The sequence below is a fragment of the Curtobacterium sp. VKM Ac-2889 genome (assembly GCF_015350855.1).
GTDB lineage: Bacteria > Actinomycetota > Actinomycetes > Actinomycetales > Microbacteriaceae > Curtobacterium > Curtobacterium poinsettiae.
In genome coordinates, this window is the sequence record NZ_JADKSC010000005.1 from 228,674 (window position 1) to 248,015 (window position 19,342).

Here is a 19,342-nt window from a genome sequence, read left to right on the forward strand (position 1 = left end):
TCGAATTCACTACGATCGATCCATGCCCGACGCACTTTCTTGGCCAGCGGTGATCAGCGCGCTCATGGCGCGCGAGGACCTGACGATCAGGCAATCCACATGGGCCATGGAGGAGATCGTCCACGGGCGTGCCACCCAGGCCCAGATCGCGGCCTTCGCCGTGACGCTCCGCGCGAAGGGCGAAACCGTCGACGAGGTCGTCGGTTTCCGTGACGCGATCCTCGACGCCGCGGTTCCGCTCGACGTCGACCCGATGGCGCTCGACATCGTCGGTACGGGCGGCGACGTGGTCGGCACCGTGAACGTCTCGACGATGGCGGCGATCGTGATCGCCGCTGCCGGGGTCCCCGTCGTCAAGCACGGCAACAAGGCCAGCTCGTCGAAGTCCGGGTCGAGCGACGTGCTCGCCGCCCTCGGACTCGATCTCACGATGGACGCCGCGCGTGTCGCGGACACGTTCCGGCGTGTCGGGCTGACCTTCGCCTTCGCCAACGCGTTCCACCCCGGTTTCGCCCACGCAGGCCCCGTCCGGCGGGAGATCGGCGTCCCGACGGTGTTCAACTTCCTCGGTCCGCTCGTCAACCCCGCACGGTGCGAGGCCAACGCCGTCGGCGTCGCCCAGCTCGAACTCGTGCCGATCATCACGGGCGTGTTCCAGACGCGCGGGGCGACCGCACTCGTGTTCCGAGGCGACGACGGACTCGACGAGCTGACCACCACCGGGCACAGCCACATCTGGGAGGTCACCGGCGGCCGTGTGACCGAACACGACCTCGACCCACGGGACCTCGGCATCGCCCGCGCCCGGACGGAGGACCTGCTCGGTGGCGACCCCGAGCACAACGCCGCCGTCGTCCACCGACTGCTGGCGGGGGAGACCGGACCCGTCCGCGACATCGTCCTGCTGAACGCCGCGGCCGGGCTCGTCTCGTTCCGACTGGCACAGGACCCGAACGAGGCCGACCGCCCGATCCTGCAGCGCTTCCGCGAGCAGCTCGTCGTCGCCGCCGAGGCGATCGACTCCGGCGCCGGTGCGCGCAAACTGGCTGATTGGGTCGGCGCAGCTCCCGCCGCGTAGTCCACGCCGCCCCGCGCACCGTGCGCGGTGCGTCCTCCGGTGCGAGCCTGGCGGCTCGGTGCTGCGCCACGAGCGCGCACCCGGCGGTCACCGCTGCACCCGGTGGACAAACCCGCACCGTGCCGTACCGGCGACCCCACGCCGGACCGGAGGGCCGTGGTGTGCCAACCCCGCGCCTCCAGTCCGCACCGTGCGCGGTCCGCGATCCCGTGCCGCTTCCGCGCGAGCCGCACCGTGCGCGGTGCGCCAGCCGGTGCGAGCCTGACGGCTCGGTGCTGCGCCACGAGCGCGCACCTGACGGTCACCGCTGCACCCGGTGAACAAACCCGCACCGTGCCGTACCGGCAACCACCCGACGACGGGCCGACGGGCCGACGTGCCGGCAGACCGACCGCGACCGACCCGCAGGAGACGCAACGCACTGGAGGCCCGGTGCCGGTTCCTGGAACCGGCACCGGGCCTCCCGTCGGTGCGATCAGTGCACGCGGTCAGCGTGCGCGTGCGGTGTTACTGCACGTCCTCGTCGACCCAGTCGAAGGTCTTCGTGACGGCCTTCTTCCACAGGCGGAGCGTCCGCTCGCGCTCGGCGGCGTCGAGCTGCGGCTCCCAGCGCTTGTCCTCCTGCCAGTTGGCACGGAGCTCGTCGAGGTTGGCCCAGAAGCCGACCGCGAGACCGGCGGCGTAGGCCGCACCGAGCGCCGTCGTCTCCGCGACGACCGGGCGGACGACCGGCACGTTGAGCATGTCGGCCTGGAACTGCATGAGCTCGCTGTTCGCGGTCATGCCGCCGTCGACCTTGAGCTCGGTCAGGTCCACGCCGGAGTCGGCGTTGACCGCGTCGAGCACCTCGCGGGTCTGCAGCGCCGTCGCCTCGAGGGCGGCACGCGCGATGTGGCCCTTGTTGACGAAGCGGGTCAGGCCGACGATCGCGCCGCGCGCATCGGGACGCCAGTACGGCGCGAAGAGCCCGGAGAACGCGGGCACGAAGTACACGCCGCCGTTGTCCTCGACGGTCTTGGCCAGCGCCTCGACCTCCGGGGCGCTGCCGATCAGGCCGAGGTTGTCGCGGAGCCACTGGATGAGCGACCCCGTGACGGCGATCGAACCCTCGAGGGCGTAGTGCGTCTCCTGGTCGCCGAGCTTGTACCCGACGGTGGTGAGCAGGCCGTTCTCGGAGCGGACGATCTCGGTACCGGTGTTGAAGATCAGGAAGTTGCCGGTGCCGTAGGTGTTCTTCGACTCGCCCTGGTCGAACGCGGCCTGGCCGAAGGTCGCGGCCTGCTGGTCGCCGAGGATGCCGGCGATCGGGACCTCGCGCAGCAGGCTCGAGGACTCGACGTGGCCGTAGACCTCGGAGGAGCTGACGATCTCGGGGAGCATCGACTTCGGCACACCGAAGTCGGCGAGGATGTCGTCGCGCCACTGCAGCGTCTCGAGGTCCATGAACAGCGTGCGGGACGCGTTCGTGACGTCGGTCTTGTGCACGCCGCCGTCGACGCCACCGGTCAGGTTCCAGAGGACCCAGGTGTCGGTGGTGCCGAAGAGCAGGTCGCCCGCTTCGGCCTTCTCACGCGCACCCTCGACGTTCTCGAGGATCCACATGATCTTGGTGCCGGCGAAGTAGGTCGCGAGCGGCAGGCCGACGATGGCCTTGTACTTGTCGGTGTCGCCGTCGGCGAGCTTGTCGACGAGGGCCTGCGTGCGGGTGTCCTGCCAGACGATCGCGTTGTAGATCGGCTTGCCGGTGGTCTTGTCCCAGACGACGGCGGTCTCGCGCTGGTTGGTGATGCCGACGGCTGCGACGTCGTGGCGCGTGATGTCGGCACGCGACAGTGCCTGACCGATCACCTCGCGGGTGTTGTCCCAGATCTCGGCGGGGTCGTGCTCGACCCACCCGGCGCGCGGGAAGATCTGCTCGTGTTCCTTCTGCCCGGTCGAGATGATCGAACCGGAGTGGTCGAACACGATTGCTCGGGTCGAGGTCGTGCCCTGGTCGATGGCGACGATGTAGTCGGCCATTGGTGCTCCTTACGGGTGTGTTCGGTGCGGGTGCGTGGTCGGTCGTGCGGAACGGCCGCCCACGCCTTCGGGGTGGGGGTGGGTCAGCTGACGACGGGCAGCAGGGCGACGGACAGGCCGGCAGCGAGGGCGCCACCGATCAGGGGTCCGACGACCGGCACCCAGGCGTAGGCCCAGTCGCTCGAGCCCTTGCCCTTGATGGGCAGGAAGGCGTGCGCGATGCGCGGGCCGAGGTCACGGGCCGGGTTGATGGCGTAGCCGGTGGGGCCACCGAGGCTGACACCGATCGCGATCACGAGGAAGGCGACGGGGATGGCGCCGAGGTCCGTGGGGGTCCCGCCGTTGGTGAAGGCGAGGACGACGAAGACCAGGACGAAGGTGCCGATGATCTCGGTGACGAGGTTCCAGCCGTACGAGCGGATCGCGGGGCCGGTCGAGAAGACACCGAGCTTGGCGGCCGCGTCGGGCTCCTCGTCGAAGTGCTGCTTGTACGCGAGCCAGACGATGACGGCACCGATGACCGCACCGATCACCTGGGCGATCCAGAAGAGGAACATCTCGCCGACGGTGATCTTGCCGAGGATCGCCTGCGCGAGGCTGACGGCCGGGTTGAGCTGGCCACCGGACTTGTAGGCCACGGTGGCACCGGCGAAGACCGCGAAGCCCCAGCCGATCGTGACCATGAGGAAGCCGGCTCCGAAGCCCTTGGACTTCGCCAGCGAGACGGCGGCGACGACGCCGCCACCCAGGATGATGAGCATCGCCGTACCGACGAGCTCGGACAGGAACTTGACGCCGATGTCGTCCATCGGTGACCTCCAGTGCGTGAGGTGGGGGTCCGGCCGTGGTGCGCCGCACTCCCCGTTGAGTGATTGAGGCCAACCATAGTGACGACGCTCACGGCCGGGTGGTGAATTCGTGAGCGGAGAGCGGGATCGTGCACGAACGTGCAGGACGAGTGTCCCCAGCACGATCCGGAGCCGGTGACGCGTCCTCGGTGTGCTGCACGAACGTGCATCCCCGCCGGACGGCTGGCCGTGCCGCCGATGTAGATTGGGCGCACTCCGGTCGACGACGCGCGGTGTGACCGCCACGGCTCGACCCCGTACCCGTGGAGGCACCGCATGAAGAAGCTCATCAACGACCCGCAGGCCGTGGTCGAGGAGACCGTCCGGGGGTTCGCCCGGGCACACGCCGGACACGTCGTGCTGGTCGAGGACCCGATCCACCTCCACCGCGCCGACGCCCCCGTGGCCGGCAAGGTCGGCATCGTCAGCGGTGGTGGCAGCGGGCACGAGCCACTGCACGCCGGCTTCGTCGGGTACGGCATGCTCGACGCCGCCGTCCCCGGTCCGGTGTTCACGAGCCCGACCCCCGACCCGATCGTCGCCGCGACGAAGGCCGTCGACGGCGGTGCCGGCGTGCTGCACATTGTGAAGAACTACACCGGCGACGTGCTGAACTTCGAGACCGCCGCAGAGCTGGCCGCGATGGACGACGTCCGGGTCGAGTCCGTTGTGGTGGACGACGACGTCGCCGTGCAGGACTCCCTGTTCACCGCCGGTCGTCGCGGTGTCGCCGGGACCGTCGTGGTGGAGAAGTGCGCCGGTGCCGCCGCGGAACGCGGGGACGATCTGGACGCGGTCGCCGCCGTGGCCCGGCACGTCAACGACGTCACGCGCTCGATGGGGCTCGCGCTCGCCTCGGGCACCGTCCCGCACGCGGGGGAGCCGTCCTTCGTACTCGCTGACGACGAGGTCGAGCTCGGCATCGGCATCCACGGCGAGCCGGGCCGCGAGCGGATCGCGATGGCGCCGGCGGACCAGCTGGTCGACCGCGTGCTCGAACCGATCCTGACGGACCTGGACGCCCCGGCCGGATCGGCACTGCTGCTGCTGGTCAACGGCATGGGCGGCACACCGCTCTCCGAGCTGTACATCGCCTACCGACGCGCCGCCGAGGTGCTCTCCGACCGCGGCTACCGGGTCACGCGTAGTTTGGTCGGCGACTACGTCACGTCCCTCGAGATGCAGGGGTTCTCGCTCACCGTCACGGTGCTCGACGACGAACTCACGGCCCTCTGGGACGCCCCGGTGGAGACCCCGGCCCTGCGCTGGGGACGCTGAGCGACCGCGCCTGCGACCGCAACCGCAACCGCAACCGCAACCGCAACGGACGCTCGACCACCGGACCACGACACCGGACCCCACCGGGCCGGACACACGAAGGGAACCGCATTGGCGCTCGACACCGCATGGGCCATCGACTGGGTCCGTCGCACCGCCGCGACGATCGACGAACACCGTGCCGAGCTGGTCACGCTCGACCGCGAGATCGGGGACGGTGACCACGGCGAGAACCTCGACCGAGGCTTCCGCGCCGTGCTCGAATCCGTCGACGCCGGCTCCTTCGACACCCCGGGCGCCGTCCTCAAGGCCGTCGCGACGAAGCTCATCTCGACGGTGGGCGGCGCGGCCGGTCCGCTGTTCGGCACCGCCTACCTGAAGGCCGCGCAGGCTGCAGGGGACGCGTCCGAGCTCGACGCGGACACGCTGGTCGCGGTCCTGACCGCCGCGCGTGACGGTGTGGTGTCCCGCGGCAAGGCCGCCGTCGGCGACAAGACGATGGTCGACGCGTGGAGCCCCGCGGTCGACGCCGCCGCAGCGGCTGCCGGCGCCGGCGCCGACCCGGAGGCCGTGCTCGCCGCCGCAGCCGACGCCGCAGCGCAGGGGGCCGCCGACACCGAGCCGCTCGTGGCGCACAAGGGCCGCGCGAGCTACCTCGGCGACCGCGCGATCGGGTACCGAGACCCCGGTGCGCAGTCGACCGCGTACATCCTGCGCGCAGCTGTGGACGCCGCGTGACCGTCGGCATCCTCGTCGTCTCGCACAGCGCTGCGATCGCGACGGGCACCGTCGAGCTCGCCCGGCAGATGGCCGCGGACGTGCCACTCGTCGCCGCGGGCGGCACCGACGACGGCGGCATCGGCACCTCGTTCGAGGCGATCACCGCCGGCATCGAGGAACTCGCCGGGGCCGACGGCGTCGTGGTGCTGTGCGACCTCGGCTCCGCCTACCTGACGACCGACACCGCGCTCGACTTCCTCGACGACGACGTCCGCGCACGGGTGCACGTGTCGCCGGCCCCGCTGGTCGAGGGCACGGTCGCCGCGGCGGTCGCCGCCCAGACGGGCGGGGACGCCGACGCGGTCCTGGCCGCTGCGGCGTCAGCCGCGGGTTCCGAGGCGGACGCGAGCACCGCCTCCCGTCCGTCCGGTGACCAGCCTGGAGGCACGGGGCCGGCCGACGGGGCAGGTCCCGTCGGCGACGCAGCCGGCGCAGACCGCGTCAGCGCGTCGGTCGAGCTGGTGAACGAGACCGGGCTGCACGCCCGGCCCGCCGCGGAGTTCGTCAAGACGGCGGCGAAGTACGACGCGAGCGTGCACGTCAACGGTGTGGACGCGAAGAGCCTGCTCGCGATCATGGCCCTGGCGCTGCCGAAGGGCGCGACGGTGTCGATCGACGCGACCGGTCAGGACGCGCAGGCCGCGGTCGACGCCCTGGTCGAACTGGTCCGGTCCGGCTTCGGCGAGTGACACCGCCGCCGGGGGAGTCCCCGGCGGCGGTGCGCGCCCCGGTCACCGGATCGAGACCGTGCCCGCCAGGTCGAGGTCCGAGGGACCGCCGGTGACCCCGGCGTCGGCGAGCAGGGTGGCACCGAACACGGCGCTCCAGAACGTGCGGGCGTCACGGGCGACGCCGCCGGGGCTCGTCCATCCCTGGTCGGCGACGACGCGCTCCAGGTAGCGTTCGGACTGCCGGAACAGCACCGCGAGCAGCAGTCGGACGCGCTCCCGCTGGGCGGTGTCGTCACCCGCAGCCGCCAGCGCGCGGACCACGAGGGGTGTCGACGGCATCGCGAGGGCGGTGCGGGCGAGGACCTGGCGGAACGACTCCGACGACCGAGCGCGACGACCGGCCACCTGCAGCCGAGTCGTGTCGCGGAGGAACAGCGCGAACGCGGCGTCGAGCACCAGGCGGTCCTTCGAGCCGTAGTGGTGCGTGATCTGGTTCGGGTACACGCCCGCGGCCCGAGCGACCTCGCTGACGGTGACGGTGCGTGCGCCCGCGCTGAGCAGTCCGGCCGTCGCCGCGAGGATCCTCGCCCGCGTCGCCGCGCCGCGTGCCGTGCCGGAGCCGTCCACAGTGGTTGCCATGTCCGAATTGTACGTGGTACAACTCAACTTGTTCAACGTACAAGAGGAGTTCCCGTGGACATCGTCATCACCGGCTACGGCACGGTCTCACCCTTCGGCCACGGCGTCGCACCGCTCTGGGACGCCCTGGTGGCCGGTCGCTCCGGCGTCCGCTCCCTGCACCGCGACGGAGTGCTCTGGGGACAGGTGCCGATCCGGGTCGGTGCCGAGGCGGCACTCGACGCCGACGGGGCACTGGGCCGGGTCCGCGCGAACCGCCTCGACCGCAGTCAGCAGCTCGCGCTCGTCGCCGCGGAGGAAGCATGGACGGACGCGGGTGCCCCCGCGGTCGAGGGCGACCGCCTCGCCGTGGTGATCGGCACCGGGATCGGGGGCGTGGAGACGCTCCTCGACGCGCACGACGTGCTCGGAGCATCCGGTGCCCGACGGGTCTCCCCGCGCACGGTGCCGATGCTCATGGCGAACGGCGCCGCCGCGCAGATCAGCATCGCGTACGGGGCGCGGGGCGGTGCATACACGACGGTGTCGGCGTGCGCCTCCGGTGCCGAGGCCATCGCGACCGCCGCGCGACTCATCGTGACCGGTGAGGCCGACGTCGTCATCACGGGCGGCACCGAGGCCGCGGTGACCCCGGTGACCATGGCGTCGTTCGCGCAGTCGCAGGCGCTCGCGAAGCCCGACGGCGACGACCCGACGACCCTGTCCAGGCCGTTCGACGCCGACCGCCGCGGCTTCGTCCTCGGCGAGGGCGCCGGCATCGTCGTGCTCGAGCGTGCCGACCACGCCGCCGCACGCGGGCAGCGGTCGCACGGCACGCTCGCCGGGTGGGGGATCACCTCGGACGCGCACCACATCACCGCGCCGCGCACCGACGGCAGCGAGCAGGAACGGGCCATGCGGTCCGCGATCCGGATGGCGGGACTCACCGGGGGCGACATCGACCACGTGAACGCGCACGCGACCGGCACCCCGGTCGGCGACGTCGGCGAGGCGACCGCGATCAGCCGTGCGGTGGGCACCGGAGCGCTGGTCACCGCACCGAAGAGCGCGATCGGGCACATGTTCGGCGCGGCCGGGGCGGTCGAGGCGGTCCTGACCCTGCGGGCACTCGAGACCGGGACCGTGCCGCCGACCCTGAACCTCGACCAGCTCGACCCCGCGGTGGACCTCGACGTCGTCTCCGGCACCGCGCGGACGGCTCCGCTCGGTGCGGCGTTGAACAACTCGTTCGGGTTCGGCGGTCAGAACGCGTCGCTGGTGTTCACTGCGGCGTGAGCTCCTGCAGGCCGGTGACCCGGAGCAGGTCGAGCTTCGCGGCCGACTCGGAGCCCGGTACGACCGTGTAGACGACGATGCGCAGGTCGCCACCCGGCACGGTCAGCACGTCGCAGTCGATCTCCACCGGACCGACCGGCGTGTGCACGACCTTGCGGCTCGCACGGTGCTCGGCGATCCGGCCGGTCTCCCACCGGCGGGCGAACTCCGGCGACTCCCGCAGCAGCCGGTCGACGAGTGCTGCCAGGTCACGGTCACCGGGGTAGCGCCCGTACGCCTGCCGCAGATCGGCGGCGAGGTCACTCGAGAACTCCTCCTGGTGCTCCTCGTCCCAGTCCACCCCGTCGCGCGCCTTGGTGAAGTGCCGCCAGACCAGGTTGCGGTCGAGGCCGACGTGCCGCGTCGGATCGCCGTTCACCGCGGCCCACAGGTCGTTCCAGAGCACGATGTCGTGCGTCGCCGTGAACACCGCGAGCGGCACGTCGCCGAGTCGGTCCACCAGACGCTGCACGCCGGGCGTGACGTGCCGCGGCACCACCTGACGGGACGGCGGGGCGACGCCGGCCACCCGGCACAGGTGGTCCCGCTCCTCGGACGACAGCCGGAGCGCCGTCGCGAGCGACGCGAGCAGCTGCGGCGACGGGTTCGTCGCCCGGCCTTGCTCGAGGCGGACGACGTAGTCCACGCTCACGCCCGCCAGGGCGGCGATTTCCTCGCGGCGGAGGCCCGGGGTCCGTCTGCCGGGGCCGGCCGGCAGGCCGACCGCCTCGGGACGCACCCGGTCACGCCAGGAACGCAACACGTTCGCGAACTCGCTCATGTCCACCATCATCGCCCCGCGCCTCCAGTCCGTCCTGGTACTGCCGGTCCCACCGTCGCACCGTGCCTGGGGGAGCCGGGCCGGCGGGGGCAGGCTGGGCACATGACGACGACACTGATCACCGGGGCCAACCGCAGCCTCGGACTCGAGACCGCACGCCGACTGATCGAAGCCGGCCACACCGTCCACGCCGGCATGCGCGACCCGGCCAGCGGCGACGACGCCCGGGCGCTCGGCGCCCACGTCGTGCAGCTGGACGTGACCGACCAGCCCAGCATCGACGCGGCGATCGCCACGATCCCGTCCTTGGACGTGCTGGTGAACAACGCCGGGATCCTCGGCGACTCGTTCGGGGTCGACGACCTCGACGCGGACGCGATGGCGACCGTCCTCGACACCAATGTCACCGGCATCGTCCGGGTGACCCAGGCCGCGCTGCCCCTGCTGCGACGCTCGGCAGCACCCGTCATCGTGAACGTCGCGTCGGGGGTCGGCTTCCCACGCTGGCTCACCACGCCCGGGCACGACGAGTACGGCGTGCCGGCCGTGCCGTACGCGGCGTCGAAGGCAGCCGTGATCGCGTTGACCGTGCAGTACGCGAAGAACCTGCCCGGGTTCCGGGTGAACGCGAGCGACCCGGGCTACACCGCGACGGCGTTCAACGGGTTCGGCGGGCACCAGACGATCACCGAGGGCACCGACGCCACGGTCGCGCTCGCGACGATCGGCACCGAGGGGCCGACGGGGGAGTTCCACAACCGCGAGGGACGCATCGAGTACTGAGGGCGGCGCTCCGTCAGTCGTGCACGTCGTCGCCGAAGCCCGGGCCGGGCCGCATCATCCACCCCTCCGGATCGGGCAGCGGCCGGAACCCGAACCGCTCGTACAGGCCGTGGGCGTCCGCGGTGAACAGGGCGAAGCGCTTCAGTCCGAGGGCCTCGACCGCCTCGGTCACCCCGCGCACCAGGGCGACCCCGACACCCCGACCCCGGGCCCCTGGGGCGACGAAGACGTCCGAGAGCCAGCCGAACGTGACACCGTCGGTGACCACCCGCGCGTAGCCGAGCTGCTCGCCGGTCACCGCGTCGTAGACGCCGAAGTTCCGGGAACCGGCGATGATCGCGTCCTGGGTCGCCCGGTCGCGCCCGCGCGCCCAGTACGACTCCTCGCTGAGCCAGCGGTGCACGCGGTCCACGTCGAGGTCGGCGGGGTCGGTGGAGAAGCGCAGATCCGTCATCGTCCCAGTCAACCGGAGACGCGGCCGGGGGCGACGTCCGATCGGGATCCGGTGGACCGGGCCTCGATGCCGACCGAGGCGGAAGCGTCAGAGCGAATACGAAATATTCATTGCAGCATTCCAGATGGATTCCTACACTCCTGGGCAGTGGGTGCACCCTGCACCCGCCCGCACGAGGAGTCCCATGCGAACACGCATCCCGATCCGAGCTGTCGTCGCCACGGCGTTGTCGCTGACGCTCCCGCTCACCGCCGCCGCCCCCGCGGGCGCGACCCCGGCCGGGGGAGCGGTGGGCACGGCCACGACGGACCCTGCGACGTCGACCGTCCGTCCGGCAGGGACGGTCGGTCTCGCTGCGAAGGTCGCCAAGGACGGCAACGGCCCGTTCACCCCGGACGACCGGCCCGGGGGCGACTCGAGCGGAACGAACGGCATCGTGCGGACACTCGACGCGATCACGTACAGCGTCGAGATGAGCGTGAACGACGGCGACAGCGTCAACCAACGGTTCGTCGTGACCGCTCCGGCCGGCACGACCTGGGCGGGGCTGCCGAAGCCGTGCACCGGGGCCGCGTCGCGCATCGACGGGCAGCGACTCACCTGCTCGGTCGGTGACCTGACCGAGGGCAACCTCGTCGAGGTCCCCGTCGTGCTCGACGTCTCCGGCACCATGCGGCACGGCGACGAGATCGAGGTCACGGTCGAAGCCACGGCGGACAACGCGGACAACGGCGTCGTGACGGCAGTCGCGCCGACCGTGACGGTCTCGGCAGCCGCGCGCTACAACCTGAGCAAGGACGTCGTCGGTTCCTCGCTCACCCCTGACGTCGTCGGTCCCGACGGCGAGCGAGGCCTGCGTCTCGTCTACCCGATCGCGGTGAACTGGGAGCCCGTCGTCGCCGGACAGGGCCTGCTCGGGTTCGAAGCGAGCGCCGGCCCGATGACCTTCACCGACGACGTGTCCGAGATCCTCGGCGACCTGCCGTCGACCGCCGTGCTGTGGAACGGGACCGCGCCTGCCTGCGGCGTGAACGCAACGAACGCCTGGCGCTTCGACGGCCTGCCGGGCGGACGGGGTGGCGGGCCGCGCAGCGTGGTCGACTCGGGGACCATCGTCTGCACGCAGTCCTCGCCCGGCGCGGACGTCGACGTGACGATCACGGACACCGTCACCGACCCGGACCGCATCCCCACCCAGTCGCTCAGCGGCGGCCCGGTCACGGGTGGCACCAGGGCGTACTTCGTCTCGGGCTACCTGAGCCTCTGGCTGCCCTACCCGCCGGGCTCGGTCCTGTCGACCAACCGGTACTCGGCCCTGCAGACCACGTCGGCGAGTGGCGCACAGAACTACCCCGGCGGCGAGGAGCCCCTCGCCGACAACAGCACGTCGCGCAACCTGGTGGGTGTCGGGTCCGGCACCGCCGGCAAGCGACTCTGGCGCGTGATCGACAGCGCCGGGACCACCGTCGAGGGTTCCGCCCGCGCGGGCGATCCGTGGGTGACGCAGGGGCAGGTCCTGCGGAGCGACGTCACCGTCCTCAACGACGGGTACAGCCGCTGGACCGGCACGATCCTCTGCGACACCTTCGATCGCGGGACCCAGCGCCTCACCCGCGGGGGCACCCCGGGCGCGACGGCGTGGACCAGCGGGTTGAGCAGGCCGCGCATCGAGTACGCGGCCTACGACATGACGAACCCCGCGGCCGGGCAGGGCCACACGTGCGGCGATGACGACGGACCGTGGTTCGCCAGCCCGGACGAGGTTCCGGGCGGTCGCGCCGCGGTCGGCGCCGTGCGCGCGCTCGGCGACGTCGACGGTGGGGCGAGAGCGGTGCTGCACACGTACGTCGCAGTGGCCGACGCACCCTCGGGGACCCGCGCGTACGACTTCGGACACGCCCTGCTCGGCGAACACACCGACGTCTGGACCCACGACACGGCCCGGCCGGAGAACGGTGCCGGAGCGATGGCCGACAGCGTCGTGATCACGGAGAACCTGGCACGCATCAGGAAGAAGATCGTCGACCCGGGCACGACCGCGGAGGACACACCGGACAAGACGAGCTTCGTCGGGTCCGGGAGCACCCTCGAGTACGCCCTCTACCCGACACTCACCAACGGCCACTCCGGTGGGCAAGCGACCACCGTGACGGTCCGCGACGTGCTGCCGATGCACACCGACTACATCCCCGAGAGTGCGTCCAGGCCGGCCGAGCTCGACACGATCACGGACAACGCCGGCAACCTCCGCCAGCGCCTCACGTGGACGCTCGACGGCCTGCAGCCGAACACGAGGATCCCGCCGATCACCTACGAGCTGCAGGTGTCGAGTCTCGCGCCTGCCGGACCGGTGCAGAACTACGCGACCATCGCCTCGCCGACGGACCGCTCGGAAGCGTTCCGCCGCGACACCCAACGAGCGGTGCAGGTCGTCGCCGCGGTCGGTGTCGGCGTGGAGAAGGTGGCGACCGAACCGGTCGTCGCGACGGGGGACCAGCTCGAGTGGGACCTGCTCTACACGAACCGCGACGCCCGGAGCATCAGCGGGCTCGACGTCATCGACGTCCTGCCGCACCGCAGCGACCCGCAGGGCTCCGCCTTCCACGGGACCGTCTCGCTGGCCGACCGCGTCGACGTCGCGCCCGGCGCCGGTGAGACCGTACGCTACACCACGAGCGATCCGGCCTCGATCTCGCTCGACGGCACGGCAGCGTCCAACCAGCCGGGCGGCAGCACGCTCTGGTGCGCGGCGGCAGACCTCGGCGACCCCGCGTGCGGATCCGCGGAACTCGCCGACGTCACCGCCGTGCGGATCGAACGGACCGGCGGTGTCGCGCCGGGACAGACGGTCCGACACCACGTCGTGCTGCGGACCCACGGGGAGCGGGACGGCGACACCTACACGAACCGCTTCGGGCTCCGCGCCTCGAACCTCGAACTCGCCGCGCTGTCGAACCGTGCCACCGTGCGGGTGGTCGCCGGCAGCATCGGGGACCGGGTGTGGACGGACAGCAACGACGACGGCCTCCAGGGTTCCGACGAACCGGGCATCGACGGCGTGCCGATCCGACTGTCCGGCGTCGACGACCGCGGAACCGACGTCGCACGCGCGACCAGGTCCGGACCCGATGGGGAGTACTCCTTCGACGGACTCCGCCCGGGGGACTACGTCGTGGCCTTCACGGCTCCGGACGGCCGTCGGTTCACGAAGGAGCGCGTCGGCACCGACGGCACCATCGACTCGGACGCCGGCCAGGACGGCGAGACGCCCGCGGTCTCGATCGCGTGGGAACGCTCCGACGAAGGCGCGAAGGAATCGATCACCCGCGACCGCACCGTCGATGCCGGGCTGCTGCTCGGTGACTCGCCGTCGGATCCCGAACCGGAACCCGGGCCCGACCCCGGAACGGTTCCCGGCGCCGGCACGGGCCCCGGCTCCGGGCCCGGGGGCGGGTCCGGATCGACGGCCGTTCCGACTGTGGCGCCGTCGCCCGGAGCGCGCGGGGGCGTCCAGGGGCTCGCCTTCACCGGCACGTCGGGGACGCCGCTCGTCCTCGGCGTCGCACTCCTGCTGCTGGCGCTCGGGGCCGCGATGCTCGGAACGAACCGGAACCAGCGGCGACAGCGCTGATCCGTCACCGGCAGCACGACGATGCGGCGGAGTCCTGACCTCCGGGGTCGGGGCTCCGTCGTCCTTCGACGCCGTCTGTCAGGATGGCGGCATGCGCGCCGTCCAGTACGCCCAGTTCGGTTCCGTCCCCTCGATCGTCGACCTGCCGGAGCCCGTCGCCCCGGACCACGGTGTCGTCGTGCGGGTGGCTGCCACCGGTGTCTGCCGAAGTGACTGGCACGCGTGGAAGGGCCACGACGACTCGGTCCGGCTGCCGCACGTGCCCGGCCACGAGTTCGCCGGCGTCGTCGCGTCGATCGGCACCGACGTGCAGCGCTTCGCCGTCGGCGACCGGGTCACGGCCCCGTTCGTGTTCGCCTGCGGCACCTGCGCCGAGTGCCTCGACGGCGCGACCCAGGTGTGCACCGCCCAGCAGCAGCCCGGCTTCGACCTGCAGGGGTCCTACGCGGAGTCACTGGTGGTCCCGCACGCCGATCTGAACCTCGTCGCCCTGCCCGATGCCGTGGAGTTCACGGTGGCAGCGGCACTGGGCTGCCGCTTCGGCACCGCGTTCCACGCCCTGCACGCCCGCGGGCGGGTGAGCGCAGGGGAGTGGGTCGTGGTCTACGGCTGCGGGGGAGTCGGGCTGTCGGCGATCATGGTCGCCGTGGCCGCCGGCGCGCACGTGCTCGCCGTGGACGTCTCCGCGGCGGCGCTCGAACGGGCCGCAGCACTGGGTGCCGACACGGTGCTGATGGACGCCGGTGCGGTGACCACGGTTCGCTCCCGCACCGCCGGGGGAGCGCACCTGTCGATCGACGCCTACGGCAGCCGTGCCACCTCGGTCGCGGCGGTTGCATCCCTGCGTCCGCGCGGCCGACACGTGCAGGTCGGGCTGCTGCTCGACGACGAAGCAACGCCGGCGATCCCGATGGGACGGGTCATCGCCGACGAGCTCGAACTGCTCGGCAGTCACGGCGCAGCGGTCGGGGAGTACGGCGCGATGCTCGACGCCGTCGTCAGTGGGCGGCTCCGGCCGGAGGAGACGATCGGCCGCACCATCGGCTTCGACGACCTGCCCGAGGCGCTCGTCGCGATGGACCGGCCAGCCACTTCTCCGGGGATGACCGTCGCGACGTTCTGACGGTGCGCCGGCCCCGCGTCCTGTCTGGCATGCTGAACCGCGGGGGAAGGGGCGCCATGGAAGACGACACGCTCGAGGGACGCGCCGCTCGTCGTCGACGGACCGTGAAGAACCTGGTGATCGGTACGGTCTTCATGACGGTGTTCGTGCTCATCGTTGCCGCCTGCCAAGGCCACCGGCCGTACATCGCGTCCGATGCCGTCGCCACCCAGCAGGACGAACGGACCGTCGCTGTCGTGAACGCGTTCATGGAGGCGAACGGTGGCTTGTCGCAGTGGAAGGACTACTACGACGAGGGGGAGTCCCGGCCTGCGCCGTTCGGGGAACTGACCGGCGACTCCGTCTGCTCGAACACCGACGTCCTCGGCTTCACCACCGGTGATGCTGGGATCCGCCGGGAAGTGAACCTGTCGAGCACGTCTGCAGTGACGCCACGGACAGTGCTCGACAACGCCGAGCGGGTTTGGACGCGGTACGACATCAGCCGCCGTGGCGACGACCGGGGCCGGAGCACGTGGACCCAGGTGCGGTTCTCAGGAGGCCGGACCTCGCCGAACGTGTACGTCAGCTACGCCGGTGACGACCCGGATGCGAAGGTCAACATGCTGGTCCTTGCCGCATCCGTCTGTCGGGAACTGTGACCGGTGGAGGCGGGGCGTTCTGGAGTCCGGTCCACCTGAGTTGACATAATATGCATTATCGGCGCGCACATGGACACCCGATCGGCGCTGAGTGAGCAGAAAAGGTCGGGTCCGTTCTCCGGACTCGACCTCTTCTGCTCACTGGATGACGACGGCGTCAGTCGGCGGGCTTCGTCGGGACGTCGTCGGCGTCGATCTCGAGCGCCGCCGGCTCGCCGCCCTGTTCCTCCAGGTTCCCCTGGTCGGTGTCGGGCTGCTCCGGCGACTCGCTCTGGGTGGTCTCTTCGGCTGGGTCAGGCTGGCTGTAGCTCATGCGCCGGACGGTACGCCCGGGTTCCTGGACACGTACGCGGCGCCGGAGATCGACAGCGGGCGCGTGGCGACTCCGCCACGCGCCCGCTGTCATGCGGCGATCAGCCTCAGTTGTTCATCGCGGGAACGACGATCGTCAGAGCGACGATGATGAAGATGATCGAGAGCACGAGGCCGATGACACTCAGGATGATGCCGGCGAGCACCATGCCTCGGGTACCGGCGTTGCGACGACGGGCGACGAAGCCCAGGACCAGGCCGATGATGCTGGCGATGAGTCCGACCCACACGAAGAGGAACGAGAAGACGACGCCGACGATGCCGAGGACGAGCGAACCGACGGCGATTCCGTTGCCGCTGTTGGTCGCGGGTGCGTTGCCGGGGTTGGTCATGGTGGAGCTCCTTCTGGTCAGGACGCCGATCCAGGCCGGGTAGCCGATCGTGAGCGTCAGTCAGAACGGTAGTCCTCACACACGGCTGGCGCCCAGATTCGCCGTCCGAGCCTGTCCCCCGGCTCAGGCTCCGACGTACACAGCCAAGTGCTGGCCGGTCAGGGTCGACCGCGCCGCCACGAGTTCAGCGGGCGTCCCCTCGAACACGATCCGTCCACCGTCGTGCCCGGCGCCCGGCCCGAGGTCGATGATCCAGTCGGCGTGCGCCATCACGGCCTGGTGGTGCTCGATCACGACGACCGTCCGCCCGGCGTCGACGAGCCGGTCGAGCAGGCCGAGCAACTGCTCGACGTCGGCCAGGTGCAGGCCCGCGGTCGGCTCGTCGAGCACCACCACGCCGCCCCGGTCACCGAGGTGCGTCGCGAGCTTGAGCCGCTGCCGCTCTCCCCCGGACAACGTGGTGAGCGGCTGGCCGATCGTCAGGTAGCCGAGCCCCACGTCGGCGAGCCGGGCGAGGATCGTGTGGGCGGCCGGCAGTGCGGACTCCCCCGCCGCGAAGAACGCCAACGCGTCGGCGACGGACATGCCGAGCACCTCGCCGATGTCCTTCCCGCCCAGGTTGTACCCGAGCACGGACTGGTCGAACCGCTTGCCGTCGCACTCGACGCAGGGGCTCGCGACGCCCGCCATCATACCGAGGTCGGTGTACACGACACCGGCACCGTTGCACGCCGGGCAGGCGCCCTCCGAGTTGGCGCTGAACAGTGCGGGCTTGACGCCGTTGGCCTTCGCGAAGGCCTTCCGGATCGGCTCGAGCAGGCCGGTGTACGTCGCCGGGTTGCTCCGCCGTGAGCCCCGGATGCCGCTCTGGTCGATGGCGACCACGTCGTTGCGCCGGGCCAGCGACCCGTGGATGAGCGTGCTCTTGCCCGAGCCGGCGACCCCCGTCACGACGGTGAGCACCCCGGTGGGGACGTCCACGTCGACGTCGTGCAGGTTGTGGGCCGACGCGCCGCGGATCGCGATCGCCCCGTCCGGACGACGGACCTCGGACTTCACGGTCACGCGGTCGTCCAGGTGCTGACCGGTCACGGTCCCGCTGGCACGCAGCCCGTCGACGGACCCCTGGTAGCAGAGCGTCCCACCGCCGGAACCGGCACCGGGCCCGAGGTCGACGACGTGGTCGGCGATCGCGATAACCTCGGGCTTGTGCTCGACGACCAGGACGGTGTTGCCCTTGTCGCGCAGCCGGACGAGCAGCTCGTTCATCCGCTCGATGTCGTGCGGGTGCAGCCCCGTGCTCGGCTCGTCGAACACGTACGTGACGTCGCTGAGCGAGGAGCCGAGGTGCTTCACCATCTTCACGCGCTGCCCCTCTCCCCCGGACAACGTGCCGGTCGGGCGGTCGAGCGACAGGTAGCCGAGTCCGATCTCGACGAAGGACTCGAGCAGGTCACGGAGTCCCTCGAGCAACGGCCCGACCCCCGGGTCGTCCAGGCCCCGCAGCCAGGCGACGGCGTCGGTGATCTGCATCGCGCAGACGTCGGCGATGCTGCGGCCCGCGATCTTCGACGAGCGGGCGGTGTCGTTCAACCGGGTCCCGTCGCAGGCCGGACACGTCGTGAAGGTCACGGCGCGGTCGACGAAGGCCCGGATGTGCGGCTGCATCGCCTCGCGGTCCTTCTGCAGGAACGATCGGCGGACCCGGTGCACGAGCCCCTCGTAGGTCATGTTGATGCCGGCGATCTTCTGCTTCGTCGGCTCGCGGTACAGGAAGTCCTGCCGCTCCTGCTCGGTGAAGTCGCGGATCGGGGTGTCCCGGTCGAAGTAGCCCGACTCGGCGTACAGCCGCACGTTCCACCCGTCGGTCCCGTACCCGGGGATCGTCAGCGCGCCGTCCCCGAGCGACTTCGTGTCGTCGAACAGCTGCGTCAGGTCGATGTCGTTCACCAGCCCCCGGCCCTCGCAGTCGGCGCACATGCCGCCGAGCCGCGTGAACGAGACCTTCTGGGCCTTCGCGTCCGCACCCTTCTGCACCGTGATCACTCCCCCGGCCGTCACGGTGGCGAGGTTGAACGAGAACGCGTTCGGCCCCCCGATGTGCGGCTGACCGAGTCGGCTGAACAGCACGCGCAGCATCGCGTTCGCGTCCGTGGCGGTGCCGACGGTGGAGCGCGGGTCGGCGCCGATGCGCTCCTGGTCGACGACGATCGCGGTGGTCAGACCGTCGAGCAGGTCGACGTCTGGACGCGCGAGCGAGGGCATGAACCCCTGCACGAACGCGCTGTAGGTCTCATTGATCATCCGCTGCGACTCGGCGGCGACGGTGCCGAACACGAGCGAGCTCTTGCCCGAGCCGGAGACCCCGGTGAACACCGTGAGCCGGCGCTTCGGCAGGTCCACGTCGACGTCGCGCAGGTTGTTCGCGCGGGCACCGCGCACCCGGATCCGGCCGTGCCGGTCGGCAGGGTGCGCGTCGGCGCCGGTGGGGTCGTCGTCGACCGGATCGGTGTGCATGCGGGTCAGCGTACCGACGGGAGGCCCGTGGCGGGGCCGCCACGGGCCTCCCGTCCGGTCCTGGGTCGGCCGTCAGGCCGT

17 protein-coding genes are annotated in these 19,342 nt (G+C 71.4%); 9 read left to right on the forward strand and 8 right to left on the reverse strand.

The window, feature by feature from the left end; all coding sequences use genetic code 11:
- The first annotated feature begins 22 nt into the window (after window positions 1-22).
- Window positions 23-1,078 (forward strand): anthranilate phosphoribosyltransferase, encoded by a 1,056-nt coding sequence (gene trpD / locus ITJ50_RS16215; RefSeq protein ID WP_031259819.1) that lies wholly within the window; start codon window positions 23-25, stop codon window positions 1,076-1,078.
- 507 nt (window positions 1,079-1,585) lie between these two features.
- On the opposite strand, the gene glpK is transcribed toward trpD, so the two are convergent.
- Together glpK and ITJ50_RS16225 are read right to left on the reverse strand one after the other, a co-directional pair.
- On the reverse strand, window positions 1,586-3,097 hold the full coding sequence (gene glpK, locus ITJ50_RS16220; protein WP_017887334.1) for a glycerol kinase GlpK: 1,512 nt from the start codon (window positions 3,095-3,097) through the stop codon (window positions 1,586-1,588).
- A gap of 83 nt (window positions 3,098-3,180) precedes the next feature.
- Complete coding sequence (locus tag ITJ50_RS16225) at window positions 3,181-3,906, reverse strand: MIP/aquaporin family protein (protein WP_017887333.1); 726 nt, start codon at window positions 3,904-3,906, stop codon at window positions 3,181-3,183.
- A gap of 315 nt (window positions 3,907-4,221) precedes the next feature.
- On the opposite strand from ITJ50_RS16225, the gene dhaK reads away from it, so the two are divergent.
- The 3 genes from dhaK to dhaM all read left to right on the forward strand — a co-directional run bounded on the left by dhaK (window position 4,222) and on the right by dhaM (window position 6,692).
- On the forward strand, window positions 4,222-5,223 hold the full coding sequence (dhaK, locus tag ITJ50_RS16230) for a dihydroxyacetone kinase subunit DhaK (protein WP_071251603.1): 1,002 nt from the start codon (window positions 4,222-4,224) through the stop codon (window positions 5,221-5,223).
- A gap of 111 nt (window positions 5,224-5,334) precedes the next feature.
- Window positions 5,335-5,961, forward strand: a complete 627-nt coding sequence (dhaL, locus tag ITJ50_RS16235) for a dihydroxyacetone kinase subunit DhaL (RefSeq protein ID WP_017887331.1) — start codon at window positions 5,335-5,337, stop codon at window positions 5,959-5,961.
- Window positions 5,958-6,692, forward strand: a complete 735-nt coding sequence (gene dhaM / locus ITJ50_RS16240; RefSeq protein WP_017887330.1) for a dihydroxyacetone kinase phosphoryl donor subunit DhaM — start codon at window positions 5,958-5,960, stop codon at window positions 6,690-6,692. Before dhaL ends, dhaM begins: the two co-directional genes overlap by 4 nt.
- Before the next feature lie 42 nt (window positions 6,693-6,734).
- On the opposite strand, the gene ITJ50_RS16245 is transcribed toward dhaM, so the two are convergent.
- On the reverse strand, window positions 6,735-7,313 hold the full coding sequence (locus ITJ50_RS16245) for a TetR/AcrR family transcriptional regulator C-terminal domain-containing protein (protein WP_042537217.1): 579 nt from the start codon (window positions 7,311-7,313) through the stop codon (window positions 6,735-6,737).
- A 54-nt stretch (window positions 7,314-7,367) separates the two neighbouring features.
- Between ITJ50_RS16245 and ITJ50_RS16250 the strand changes: the two genes are divergently transcribed.
- The gene (locus ITJ50_RS16250) at window positions 7,368-8,588 is read left to right on the forward strand and encodes a beta-ketoacyl-[acyl-carrier-protein] synthase family protein (protein ID WP_194590931.1); all 1,221 of its coding nucleotides are present in this window, start codon (window positions 7,368-7,370) and stop codon (window positions 8,586-8,588) included.
- On the opposite strand, the gene ITJ50_RS16255 is transcribed toward ITJ50_RS16250, so the two are convergent.
- Window positions 8,575-9,408 (reverse strand): helix-turn-helix transcriptional regulator, encoded by an 834-nt coding sequence (locus ITJ50_RS16255; RefSeq protein ID WP_194590932.1) that lies wholly within the window; start codon window positions 9,406-9,408, stop codon window positions 8,575-8,577. The genes ITJ50_RS16250 and ITJ50_RS16255 overlap by 14 nt on opposite strands.
- Window positions 9,409-9,510: 102 nt before the next feature.
- On the opposite strand from ITJ50_RS16255, the gene ITJ50_RS16260 reads away from it, so the two are divergent.
- A complete protein-coding gene (locus tag ITJ50_RS16260) occupies window positions 9,511-10,191 on the forward strand; it encodes an SDR family NAD(P)-dependent oxidoreductase (RefSeq protein ID WP_056068666.1) in 681 nt (226 codons plus the stop codon).
- 13 nt (window positions 10,192-10,204) lie between these two features.
- Here ITJ50_RS16260 and ITJ50_RS16265 read toward each other — a convergent pair whose 3' ends face one another.
- Entirely contained in the window at window positions 10,205-10,645 is a 441-nt protein-coding gene (locus ITJ50_RS16265) for a GNAT family N-acetyltransferase (RefSeq protein WP_017887325.1), read from the reverse strand.
- 184 nt (window positions 10,646-10,829) lie between these two features.
- On the opposite strand from ITJ50_RS16265, the gene ITJ50_RS16270 reads away from it, so the two are divergent.
- The 3 genes from ITJ50_RS16270 to ITJ50_RS16280 all read left to right on the forward strand — a co-directional run bounded on the left by ITJ50_RS16270 (window position 10,830) and on the right by ITJ50_RS16280 (window position 16,040).
- Window positions 10,830-14,276, forward strand: coding sequence for an SdrD B-like domain-containing protein (locus tag ITJ50_RS16270; RefSeq protein ID WP_194590933.1), 3,447 nt, complete (start codon window positions 10,830-10,832; stop codon window positions 14,274-14,276).
- 91 nt (window positions 14,277-14,367) lie between these two features.
- Window positions 14,368-15,399, forward strand: coding sequence for an alcohol dehydrogenase catalytic domain-containing protein (locus tag ITJ50_RS16275; protein WP_140448058.1), 1,032 nt, complete (start codon window positions 14,368-14,370; stop codon window positions 15,397-15,399).
- Window positions 15,400-15,455: 56 nt separating this feature from the next.
- On the forward strand, window positions 15,456-16,040 hold the full coding sequence (locus tag ITJ50_RS16280; RefSeq protein ID WP_194590934.1) for a hypothetical protein: 585 nt from the start codon (window positions 15,456-15,458) through the stop codon (window positions 16,038-16,040).
- 157 nt (window positions 16,041-16,197) lie between these two features.
- Here ITJ50_RS16280 and ITJ50_RS16285 read toward each other — a convergent pair whose 3' ends face one another.
- The 3 genes from ITJ50_RS16285 to ITJ50_RS16295 form a co-directional block, all read right to left on the reverse strand.
- Window positions 16,198-16,353 (reverse strand): hypothetical protein, encoded by a 156-nt coding sequence (locus tag ITJ50_RS16285; RefSeq protein WP_017887322.1) that lies wholly within the window; start codon window positions 16,351-16,353, stop codon window positions 16,198-16,200.
- 106 nt (window positions 16,354-16,459) lie between these two features.
- Window positions 16,460-16,744 carry a DUF4190 domain-containing protein gene (locus ITJ50_RS16290; RefSeq protein WP_194590935.1) on the reverse strand — a complete coding sequence of 95 codons (285 nt, stop codon included), beginning with the start codon at window positions 16,742-16,744 and terminating at the stop codon, window positions 16,460-16,462.
- Between the two features lie 123 nt (window positions 16,745-16,867).
- On the reverse strand, window positions 16,868-19,261 hold the full coding sequence (locus ITJ50_RS16295) for an ATP-binding cassette domain-containing protein (RefSeq protein WP_194590936.1): 2,394 nt from the start codon (window positions 19,259-19,261) through the stop codon (window positions 16,868-16,870).
- Between the last annotated feature and the right edge of the window lie 81 nt (window positions 19,262-19,342).

Bases quoted from the DNA above. Each gene is read 5' to 3' on its own strand.
- trpD (WP_031259819.1), top strand. From the start codon at position 23: ATGCCCGACGCACTTTCTTGGCCAGCGGTGATCAGCGCGCTCATGGCG.
- glpK (WP_017887334.1), bottom strand. From the start codon at position 3,097: ATGGCCGACTACATCGTCGCCATCGACCAGGGCACGACCTCGACCCGA.
- ITJ50_RS16225 (WP_017887333.1), bottom strand. From the start codon at position 3,906: ATGGACGACATCGGCGTCAAGTTCCTGTCCGAGCTCGTCGGTACGGCG.
- dhaK (WP_071251603.1), top strand. From the start codon at position 4,222: ATGAAGAAGCTCATCAACGACCCGCAGGCCGTGGTCGAGGAGACCGTC.
- ITJ50_RS16245 (WP_042537217.1), bottom strand. From the start codon at position 7,313: ATGGCAACCACTGTGGACGGCTCCGGCACGGCACGCGGCGCGGCGACG.
- ITJ50_RS16255 (WP_194590932.1), bottom strand. From the start codon at position 9,408: ATGAGCGAGTTCGCGAACGTGTTGCGTTCCTGGCGTGACCGGGTGCGT.
- ITJ50_RS16260 (WP_056068666.1), top strand. From the start codon at position 9,511: ATGACGACGACACTGATCACCGGGGCCAACCGCAGCCTCGGACTCGAG.
- ITJ50_RS16265 (WP_017887325.1), bottom strand. From the start codon at position 10,645: ATGACGGATCTGCGCTTCTCCACCGACCCCGCCGACCTCGACGTGGAC.
- ITJ50_RS16270 (WP_194590933.1), top strand. From the start codon at position 10,830: ATGCGAACACGCATCCCGATCCGAGCTGTCGTCGCCACGGCGTTGTCG.
- ITJ50_RS16275 (WP_140448058.1), top strand. From the start codon at position 14,368: ATGCGCGCCGTCCAGTACGCCCAGTTCGGTTCCGTCCCCTCGATCGTC.
- ITJ50_RS16280 (WP_194590934.1), top strand. From the start codon at position 15,456: ATGGAAGACGACACGCTCGAGGGACGCGCCGCTCGTCGTCGACGGACC.
- ITJ50_RS16285 (WP_017887322.1), bottom strand. From the start codon at position 16,353: ATGAGCTACAGCCAGCCTGACCCAGCCGAAGAGACCACCCAGAGCGAG.
- ITJ50_RS16290 (WP_194590935.1), bottom strand. From the start codon at position 16,744: ATGACCAACCCCGGCAACGCACCCGCGACCAACAGCGGCAACGGAATC.
- ITJ50_RS16295 (WP_194590936.1), bottom strand. From the start codon at position 19,261: ATGCACACCGATCCGGTCGACGACGACCCCACCGGCGCCGACGCGCAC.